The following is a 3,181-nucleotide window of genomic DNA, read 5'->3' as shown; positions in this document are numbered from 1 at the left end:
GAAAACTCCCGGTTTTCCAATGTTCCTTTTTCATTTGCACTCATTATCTGGCTCCTTTACCGATTCCGGCCGCAAGGAGTTCCTGCTGCAGCTCATCTTCCATCTGGTTCTGCAGAGTGAACACATCTTTGTAAAACCCATCTATGCTGATCAGCTGTTTATGAGTTCCCTGCTGGACAATCCGGCCTTGATCCAGAACAAGAATTTTATCGGCTTGCCTGAGCGTCTGTATCCGGTGAGCGATTACAAATGTCGTTCGCCCCTTCATAAGGGACTCGAGAGCCTCCTTTATCCTGGCTTCCGTATCGGCATCCACAGACGAGGTGGAATCATCCAGAATCAGAATTCGCGGATTCTTGAGAAGGGTTCTGGCAATGGCAATTCTCTGTTTCTGCCCTCCCGAAAGGCTGACACCTTTTTCACCGACCATGGTGTCATACCCTTGAGGGAAGGCCATAACAGATTCATGAACGGCCGCTGCCCTGGCAGCCTGTATCATCTCTTCCCGGCTGACCCCACGATCCAGAGAATAGCAGATATTTTCAGCCACGGTCATGGAGAAAAGAAAGGGTTCCTGCTCAACGATCCCGATATGGGTCCTCAGGTTGTGGCGGTTATATTCATGAAGATTTTTCCCGTCCAGAAGGATCTCCCCTTCTGTATAGTCATAAAAACGGGGCAGAAGATTGACCAATGTGGTTTTCCCCGAGCCGGTAGAACCCAATAAAGCGACGACCTCCCCTTCTCTGCAGCTGAAGCTGATATCATCCAGTACTCTCTCACCCTGGGCATAGCTGAATCCGGCCTTACGGAATTCCAGTTCTCCCCGCAGATTGTGAGCCTCCAGGATGGTTCCGCTTTTTAAATCTTCCTGATTTTCATCCAGAATTTCCCGTATCCGCCGGTAGGAGACATGGCTTTTAGAGACTTCAGTGATTGTACGTCCCAGTTCCTGCATGGGCCAGATCAGAGCATTCACCAGGCTTGAAAAGGCAATGAAGGTCCCCGGTGTAATGATACCCCGGATCGTCATATACCCGCCCAGAAGCAGGGTGAAAGAGAATTGCAGTCCGCAGAGAATGTGCCCGAAGGGCCAGTACAAACTATTCCACCAGGTCAGACGGAGTCCTTTTTTAAGCTGGAGGGCATTAATTTCCCGGAATCTTTCTTTCTCCCAGTCCTGACGGGCAAAAGCACGGACGACCCGGATCCCAGAGAGATTCTCCTGAATTCTGTTTGACATTTTTCCTTCGACCTCTTGATAATCATCGTAGGAATCAAAAATTTTAAAGAAGAAAACTGTAGAGACCACCCCGATGACAGGAACGACAATGATAGAAAACAGAGCTAATCTCCATTCCAGAAACAGAAGAATCCCCAGATTGATGAAAAACTGAAAAAAGACATGGCTCAGCTCGGGAATCTGATTGGCAAAGAATTTCCTGACAGTATCCACATCGCTGGTGGATCTTTGAACCAATTCTCCCGTCTGGGAGTTGTCATGATAGGCAAAAGAGAGGCGCTGCAGATGATCGTAGAGGCTGTTTCTTATATTTTGAGTTACTTTTTCGGCACAATGGGCCTTGCCTCTCCCATGATAATAACTCAATCCGCCCCTAAACAGAGCCAGAAGAAGGTACATACAAGCCCAGAAGGCAAGATAGAGCAAACCTGGTCCTTCCATTATCAGCTGGTCAACCACACGACGGATGACGAGAAAACCGCCCATTTCAAGAGCTACAGCAAAACCCAGGGCTAAAATTGAAACCGAATAAAGAAACCGGTAGTTCTTCAAAAGAGAAAATAAAGTGAGAAAGGCTTGAAAACCTGTTTTTTTAGCTGTCATTTATGACCGGACTCTCCAGGCCGGGATAAAACAATTTATTCCTGCAAGGAAAGGCCGGGATGGTATCCATACATCCGGGCATAAAAAAACCGCAGGAACCCATAGGTTGTCTGCGGTGCTGTTTACAGTGGAATGCTGAAATCAGTCAGATGTCGCAGACGTATTTGCATGACTATGCCATACAGGGTTAAGTGTGGGGAAAGGTACATATATACTTAACATCAAACACGTCTCCTTATCTTGAATATTTAATAAACATAAATTCTATATTCACATCTGTCAAGAGGACTTATCCAAAAATATTGTGCGCCGCTTTTCTGAAGGCTTTTTCAGACCGGAGTATCATATCATCATCCACACAGTAGGAGAGCCTGAAATAACCGGGCATACCAAAGCCCCGTCCGGGAACAGCCAGGATGTTCTGTTCCTGCAGATAGTTCACCACCATCATATCATCCCCCAGGGGGGCCCTGGGAAAGAGGTAAAACGTTCCCTCCGGCAGATCAAGGTCAAACCCGCAGTCTGTAAGAATTTTCCCCAGAAGATCACGTTTTCTCTGATACTGAGCCACATCGACTGCCAGCCCCTGAAGCCGGCCTACAACCCTCTGCATCAGGGATGAAGCGTTGACATACCCTAATATGCGGTTACAGAGAATGGCCCCACCCGTAATATGGTCCCGGTCTTCCAGCTCCGGTCCGATGGCCAGGAAACCGATTCTTTCCCCAGGTATGGAAAGGTCTTTAGAATAGGAAGTACAAACCATGGTATGAGGATAGAGTGCCGGGATGGACGGTACCTTCACATCACCATAAATTATTTTCCTATAGGGTTCATCACAGAGGATATAGATCCTCCTGCCGATTTCTACACTCTTTCTATCCAGCAGATCTGCCAGCTCTTTCAATCGATCTTCACTGTAGACCTTCCCGGAGGGATTATTGGGAGAATTGATAATCACAGCAGCCGTCGTTTCATCTATGGCAGATTCAAAAGCTTTAATATTCAGATCAAATCCGGGGAGGCAGTCCACCAATTCAAGGGTTCCCCCGTGGTTATCACAATAGAATTTATATTCCATAAAACAGGGCTTGCTGGCCAGGACCTTGTCCCCGGGATTCAATATGGTTTTCAGAGCGACATTCAAGGCCCCTCCGGCACCACTGGTCATCAGAATATTTTCAGGAAGGAATTCAACCTTCTGTTCATCTTTAAGGTAGAGGGCCACCTGCTTTCTCACATCAGGATACCCGGCATTGGGCATATAGCCATGCATATTTTCCCGTGCTGCTTCTTCCAGCAGTATTTTCGTAAACTCCCGGGGTGGGAGGGCAC

At 47.5% G+C, this 3,181-nt stretch carries 2 protein-coding genes; both read right to left on the bottom strand.

Annotated elements, in window-relative coordinates; all coding sequences use genetic code 11:
* Positions 1-43: 43 nt before the first annotated feature.
* The gene (locus PF479_RS15865; RefSeq protein WP_298008439.1) at positions 44-1,846 is read right to left on the bottom strand and encodes an ABC transporter ATP-binding protein; all 1,803 of its coding nucleotides are present in this window, start codon (positions 1,844-1,846) and stop codon (positions 44-46) included.
* Between the two features lie 289 nt (positions 1,847-2,135).
* A partial coding sequence (locus PF479_RS15860) for a pyridoxal phosphate-dependent aminotransferase (RefSeq protein ID WP_298008437.1) occupies positions 2,136-3,181 on the bottom strand: 1,046 nt, incomplete at its 5' end.

This window comes from Oceanispirochaeta sp. (genome assembly GCF_027859075.1).
Taxonomy (GTDB): domain Bacteria; phylum Spirochaetota; class Spirochaetia; order DSM-2461; family DSM-2461; genus Oceanispirochaeta.
This window is presented reverse-complemented; position numbering and strand designations above follow the sequence as displayed.

Bases quoted from the DNA above. Each gene is read 5' to 3' on its own strand.
- PF479_RS15865 (WP_298008439.1), bottom strand. From the start codon at position 1,846: ATGACAGCTAAAAAAACAGGTTTTCAAGCCTTTCTCACTTTATTTTCT.